At 62.2% G+C, this 6000-nt stretch carries 6 protein-coding genes and 2 pseudogenes; 4 read left to right on the forward strand and 4 right to left on the reverse strand.

The annotated features are described in order from the left end of the window. Positions 1-56 precede the first annotated feature (56 nt). The 3 genes and pseudogenes from EJ913_RS33310 to EJ913_RS28210 all read left to right on the forward strand — a co-directional run. Positions 57-431 (forward strand): annotated as a pseudogene (locus tag EJ913_RS33310) (DUF4158 domain-containing protein); the annotation flags it as partial. 12 nt (positions 432-443) lie between these two features. Then, positions 444-1148 (forward strand): annotated as a pseudogene (locus EJ913_RS33315) (Tn3 family transposase); the annotation flags it as partial. Positions 1149-1216: 68 nt separating this feature from the next. Continuing rightward, entirely contained in the window at positions 1217-1690 is a 474-nt protein-coding gene (locus tag EJ913_RS28210) for a transposase (RefSeq protein ID WP_244939527.1), read from the forward strand. 242 nt (positions 1691-1932) lie between these two features. Here the strand turns inward: EJ913_RS28210 and EJ913_RS28215 are convergent, their stop codons facing one another. Next, complete coding sequence (locus EJ913_RS28215) at positions 1933-2610, reverse strand: SDR family oxidoreductase (protein ID WP_127004237.1); 678 nt, start codon at positions 2608-2610, stop codon at positions 1933-1935. A gap of 12 nt (positions 2611-2622) precedes the next feature. Beyond that, the gene (locus EJ913_RS28220; protein WP_127004239.1) at positions 2623-3360 is read right to left on the reverse strand and encodes an SDR family NAD(P)-dependent oxidoreductase; all 738 of its coding nucleotides are present in this window, start codon (positions 3358-3360) and stop codon (positions 2623-2625) included. Positions 3361-3439: 79 nt separating this feature from the next. Between EJ913_RS28220 and EJ913_RS28225 the strand changes: the two genes are divergently transcribed. Beyond that, positions 3440-4393 (forward strand): LysR family transcriptional regulator, encoded by a 954-nt coding sequence (locus tag EJ913_RS28225; protein ID WP_244939528.1) that lies wholly within the window; start codon positions 3440-3442, stop codon positions 4391-4393. Between the two features lie 381 nt (positions 4394-4774). Here the strand turns inward: EJ913_RS28225 and EJ913_RS28230 are convergent, their stop codons facing one another. Together EJ913_RS28230 and EJ913_RS28235 are read right to left on the reverse strand one after the other, a co-directional pair. Beyond that, positions 4775-4996, reverse strand: coding sequence for a hypothetical protein (locus tag EJ913_RS28230; protein WP_127004241.1), 222 nt, complete (start codon positions 4994-4996; stop codon positions 4775-4777). Between the two features lie 292 nt (positions 4997-5288). Beyond that, positions 5289-6000 (reverse strand): IS256 family transposase (locus tag EJ913_RS28235; RefSeq protein WP_244939529.1); only part of this gene is annotated, 712 nt, incomplete at its 5' end.

The following is a 6000-nucleotide window of genomic DNA, read 5'->3' on the forward strand; positions in this document are numbered from 1 at the left end:
CGGCTAGGGTCGCAGCCATCCAAAACAGACTGTACTCCAACTGGGACAGCTCCTCCATGCCGCGCCGCCGCGTCCTCACCGACGCCCAGACCACCGCCCTGTTCGCCCTGCCCATGGCCGAGCCGGACCTGATCCGCCATTACACCCTCGGCCCTGACGACATGGCGGTCATCGCCCGGCGCCGCCGGCCGCACAACCGCCTTGGCTTTGCCCTCCAGCTCTGTGCCCTGCGTTATCCCGGCCGGCTGATCCGGCCCGGCGAACTGGTTCCGCCGGCGATTGTCGCCTTCCTGGCGGGCCAGCTCGACGTGGATCCGGACGCTCTTGCCGACTACGCAATCCGCGCGCCGACCCGCTACGATCAGTTGGACGCGCTGTGTGAAGCCTTCGGATTCCGTACCTTCACCCAACCCGATCATCGAGAGCTCTCGGCATGGCTGGTTTCGGACCATGTCTTCGCGCTGTGCCATCTCCTTGGCTTCCGCTTTGCGCCGCGCATCCCCAACCTGCACGATCGGCGCCTTTACACCTTCGGGCCGGCGGCAACCTGGCCGACCCTGGAGCCGTTCATCGCCGGGCGGATCGACGAGGCGCTGATCCAGGCGCACTGGGAAGACCTGCTGCGGTTGGCCACCTCGATCCGGACCGGCACCGTGCCCGCGTCGCTGATGCTGAAACGGCTCGGCTCCTACCCTCGGCAGAACGGATTGGCCTCGGCGCTTCGGGAGATCGGACGCATCGAGCGGACGGCTTTCAGCTTGGAATGGCTGCAAAATCCGGCACTTCGCCGCCAAGCCACGACCGAATTGAACAAGGGGGAGTCCCGCAACGCGCTCGCCCGCGCCGTCTGCTTCCACCGCCTTGGGCGCATCCGCGACCGGACGCCTGAGAGCCAGCAGCACCGCGCCGGCGGCCTCAATCTGGTCGTGGTCGCGATCATCCTTTGGAATACCGTCTACATGGGGCGGGCCATCGATGCTCTGCGCGCCGGGGGTGAGCGCATTTCCGACGAATTGTTGAGCCATCTCGCACCCCTCGGATGGCAACACATCAACCTGACCGGCGACTATCTCTGGAGTGCGGACCGGGTGCCGGACACGTCGGGATACCGCTCGCTGCGCGCTCCCATCGAACTCCTAGCCGCCTGATGTTCCCGCTTTGTCCGCTTAGCGTATATTTTCGCCCGTTCTATGGCGTCACCCCCGCACGGGAGGCGTTGACCAACGCGGTCGAGCATCTGGCGCGGGAGATCGCCACGCTGGATGCCGCCATTGCCCAGGCCGCCAAAACCCTGTCATCCCTGTCCCGAACGTTACAGGAACTCCAGACCGCTCCAGGCATTGGTCCGCTGACGGCGGTGACGCTGGCCGTCCTGCTGCCGGAACTGGGCCGGATTTCCGGTGGGAAAATTGCCGCTCTGGTCGGCGTCGCACCCTTCGATCGCGACAGCGGCACCTTGCGCGGCCAACGCCACATCGCCGGCGGGCGGGCCGGCGTCCGCCGTGCGCTGTTTCTGGCCACCTTGTCCGCCGCCACCCACACCAAGGGCGTCATCGCCGACTTCTACCAGAGCCTGGTCGGGCGAGGAAAGCCGCCGAAGGTCGCCTTGGCTGCCTGCATGCGCAAGCTGATCGTCCGCCTCAACGCCATGATCGCGAAAGGAGCCAACTGGGAAGCCAAGCCGGCGTAAGAGGCCGACGGTTGGCGCTCGCCGCCGACCGCTGCCGAACACACCGAACCGGCGGCGCGGACGGGTCAAGGCCGAAGCCGCCCGGAGGGCGGGGGCGCGTCCGCGCCCGCCTTGACGCGGAGCACCACTGGTTCAGCTCTCGCTTTCGAGGCAGTCTCGAACGTTCGGATCTGACCCGAAGCAGACGGGTGTGCCTGTTCTCTTCGAGTCGAAAATCACAATTCTGTGATCGGCCGATTTACTTACCAGGGCAGGGATCGCCCTTTCCAGTCAAGATAGAGGTTTTGCCCATTTCCCCTGTGGGCGGTCAGAACCTGCGCCATTCTCTCCACGCTCTCTTGAACGGATATCTCAGCTTCGACAGTGCCGTCCAGCGTACCCATGGCAGTCGCGGCCCATCCGGGATGGATCGAGAGCACGGTCAACCGGGGGTTATCTGCATGGATGGTACGGGCCAGCATGTTGAGCGCAACCTTGCTGGCGCGATACAGGTCCAGCTTCAGTCCCGGCTCGGTGTTCAGCGCAATACTGCCGCGATGAGACGACATCACCGCAAGTGTGCCGTTGGGAGCGAGGCGGTCCAGAAGGCGGTGCGCCAGACGGATCGGACCGAAGCAATTGGTCAGCATGATCTCGGCAAATTCGGAGTCCGTCGCCTCAGTGACCGAGTTGTGCAGGGGGCCATAGATACCTGCTACCAGAAAGATGACGTCGAACACTCCTTCGATGTCGCTGCGCAGGGGCTCGATCTGGTCGGCGCGGGTCACATCCACATGGGCAACTCGTGCGACCGCCTTGAGAGCATTCGTATCGACACCAGGACGCGCCGTCCCGGTGACATCCCAGCCTCGCGCATGCAGTGTTTCAGCAAGTCCCAGTCCAAGGCCGCGCTCGGCTCCGATAATTAGGATGGAGGGCATGCGTTATCCTTTTCAAAGAGCGGTAAAACCGCCATCCACGGTGACCAGCGAACCGGTCATGAAGGCAGACGCGGGAGAGGCGAGGAAAGCGATCACTTCGGCGATATCCTGCGGCTGTCCGACGCGGCCCAGGGGATGTGCCGGACCATAGCTCGCCAGAGTGGCGCGGCTGTCCGGCACGATGTCCTCCAGAATGTCTGTCTCGATGACGCCTGGAGCGACGGCGTTGGCGCGGACGCCCCGATCACCATATTCGACTGCGATGACCTTCGTGAGTTGTGCAATAGCACCCTTGCTGGCCGCGTAGGCCGCCGTATCTTTCATTGCTACTTGCGCTACGATGGATGCGACGTTGACGATTACTCCGCCGTTACGCGCGATCATGGCCCGTACTGCTTCGCGTGCATGTAGGAACGTACCCCGCGCGTTGACCGACATGAGGCTGTCCCAATCTTCGACGGCCATGTCGATCAGAGGGCGGTTCATCGTCCGACCTGCATTGTTGACGAGGATGTCAAGGCCGCTGAACTGTTCCAGGGCTAAGGCGACGCTGCGGCGGGCGGTCTCCTCCAAGGCAATATCGCCTGTCAGCGTCACGATGCCGTGGGAGGAAAGCTCGTGGACTGTCTCACTGATGTCTGTCGCCACGACAAGCGCACCACGGGCACGCAACGTCAGGGCGGTCGCCCGACCAATTCCCCGGGCGGCACCCGTAACCAAGGCGATCCGGTTTTCGAAAACCTGCTTCATGGATGTCTCCTTCGCCGCTGAAGGTAGGCCATGTAGCGAGATGCGATAATCAGGAGAGTATTTACAACATTGCGTAGTCGTGCTTTATAATCTCAACATGAATTCTGCAGATTTTGCCCGCATCCGCGCCTTTTTGGCGGTTGCGGAAACTCTCAGTTTTTCGCGCGCGGCCGAAGAACTCGGGATAACATCTTCAGCCATCAGCCAGACGGTAAAGGCGCTGGAAGCCCGTCTCGGGCAGCAGCTTTTCCAACGGACCACCCGCACGGTCAGCCTGACCGATGCGGGAATCCTTTTGCGGGAGCGGATGCGTCCAGCGCTTGACGAGATCGACCGCGCGCTCACCCAAAGCCGCGATGCAGCGGGTCGTCCGTCGGGTATCGTGCGCATCGTCTCGTTCCGTTCGGCAGGAGAGAAGTTCATCCTGCCTATCCTTCGGGAATTGCGACGCGATCTGCCCGAGGTGACGTTGGACATTACTTTGGATGATGGTTTGGATGATCCTGTCGCGGGTGGCTTCGATCTCGCCTTGCGTATAGGAGAGGTCATTGCGCGGGACATGATAGCCCTGCCCCTTGGTGAAGAGCTGCGTCAGATCGCCGTTGCGGCACCCGACTATCTTTCCCGTCACGGGACGCCGGACCATCCGCGCGCGCTGTTGTCGCATGACTGTATCTGCTGGCGCTGGCCTGGTCAGCAACATCCCTTCCCCTGGGAGTTCTTCGACAACGGTCGGTGGTTCTCCATCACTCCGTCTGGTGGGCTGATCGTCAACGACAAGCCGATGGCCCTGCAGATGGCATTGGACGGGCTTGGAATCGCGTTCTGCATCGAAGATACAGTCCGAGGCCATATTCAAAACGGCCAGCTGGTATCCCTGCTGGAACAGTGGAGCGCCCCATTCCCAGGCTTCTACATTTGCTATCCGCGTCAACGCCAGATGCCTGCGGCGACCCGCGCCGTCATCGAGCGCATACGGGCAGGGACGGGACAGGAATCAAGGTTGTTGCGTGATCGCTCATCAGTCAGATGATCTCAACGGCTAGTTATGGCGCTGAACCGACATTCGGAGGTGGCTGACCGGGGGCCGGCCACGACCAAGAGAATTTGGTGGCTGCCCTCCGATCGACACTGAAGACAGCGCACACGCTGGGCAGGAATTTCTGCTCTAGCGGTGTAGTTCAAGCTACGCAAAACACGGTTGCTTTTGCGACGGCTAAAAGCGCCTACCGGCACGTTGTGATGCACATGTGCCGATTGCCCGGCCTCGCTGAAGAGCGGAAACGTGCTGCGGCTGGGGCAGCACCGGCCCCAGGGCCGTGCGGAGGCGGTCCGAGGTGGCCATACGCGAGGCGGCCGACCGGCCAGGGTGGCGTTTAGGGCGCCAACGCTGGCCAGCAGAGCTTTGTCCGGCTCAGAACTTGATAGAATACCAGTCGGCGGATGGGTTGATAGTAAACTCCCATGTGCCGATATGCGCGATTTTCTTACCTTCTAAACGGATTCTTGCAGCAAATCCGCTAATAGAGTTATCACGGAAAGCTTGCAAAAAAGAGTGCAGTTCAATGCTCGGGCAATCTTTTGCCATATCATCTTCCGTAGGTGGACGGAGAAGATGCATAATTGCCTCTTGCATAGATGTTCTCCTCTTTGATGGCTGAACCAATAAAAATCATGCTCTAACCTGATTCTAGGTGAGAATGCTCTCTTTCGCTACAGCTTGTCGGCGTCGTGCCGGTTATCGACCCCGGCCGCCCAACATGCGTAAGCCTGTGAGCCGCGTTTCGCGAAGCCACGCGCCGTCGGCATGCGGTAGCCGTTGACGTAGGAGTTCATCCCATAGCCATACTGACCGGGTTCGGTGATCGTGCCCCGGGACGTGGTGTCTGAGGAGGGCTCGTTTTCCTCGGCGCGCTGCGGCTGCCGGTTTACTCCGCTGAGATGACAAGCGGGTCGGGCGCAGGGTTGCACAGCACGGCCAAGCTTTCCATGGTCATGTAGCGTCGGCACACCGCCCATTCGTCATGTTGCTCCAGCAGCAGGGCGCCGACCAGCCGGATAATGGCCGCTTCGCATGGGAAGATGCCGACGACGTTGGTGCGCCGCTTGATCTCGCCGTTCAGGCGTTCCAAGGGGTTGGTGGAGTGCAGCTTGGTGCGCAGGTCCTTGGGATAGGCCATGTAGGCCAGCACGTCGAACTCGGCCTCGTCCATCAGGGCGGCCAGTTTGGAAAAGCGCGGGCGCAGGCTGTCGGCGACGTGTCGCCACTGTTCGTGGGCGGCCTCGGCGGTCTCCTGGGCAAAGGCGGTGCGGATGGTGGCGGCGACCATCGTCTGGTGCGCCTTGCCGACGCAGGCCAGGAGGTTCCTCATGCAATGAACACGACACCGTTGGAGTGTCGCGCCCAGCACCTTGGAAGCGGCGGCCTTCAGCCCGAGGTGGGCATCGGCGATCACCAGCTTCACCCCGCGCAGCCCCCGGCGCGTCAAGGAGCGCAGGAACGTGCTCCAGAAGGTCTCGGCTTCCGACAGCCCGAGGCCGAGCCCCAGCACCTCGCGCCGGCTGAACCGCGCCGGGTTTGTCGGAGGCCCCATTTCTTGAGAAGATGGGGTTATCATGACGAAAGCGGCATCACGTAGA

The organism is Azospirillum doebereinerae (assembly GCF_003989665.1).
Lineage (GTDB): Bacteria > Pseudomonadota > Alphaproteobacteria > Azospirillales > Azospirillaceae > Azospirillum > Azospirillum doebereinerae.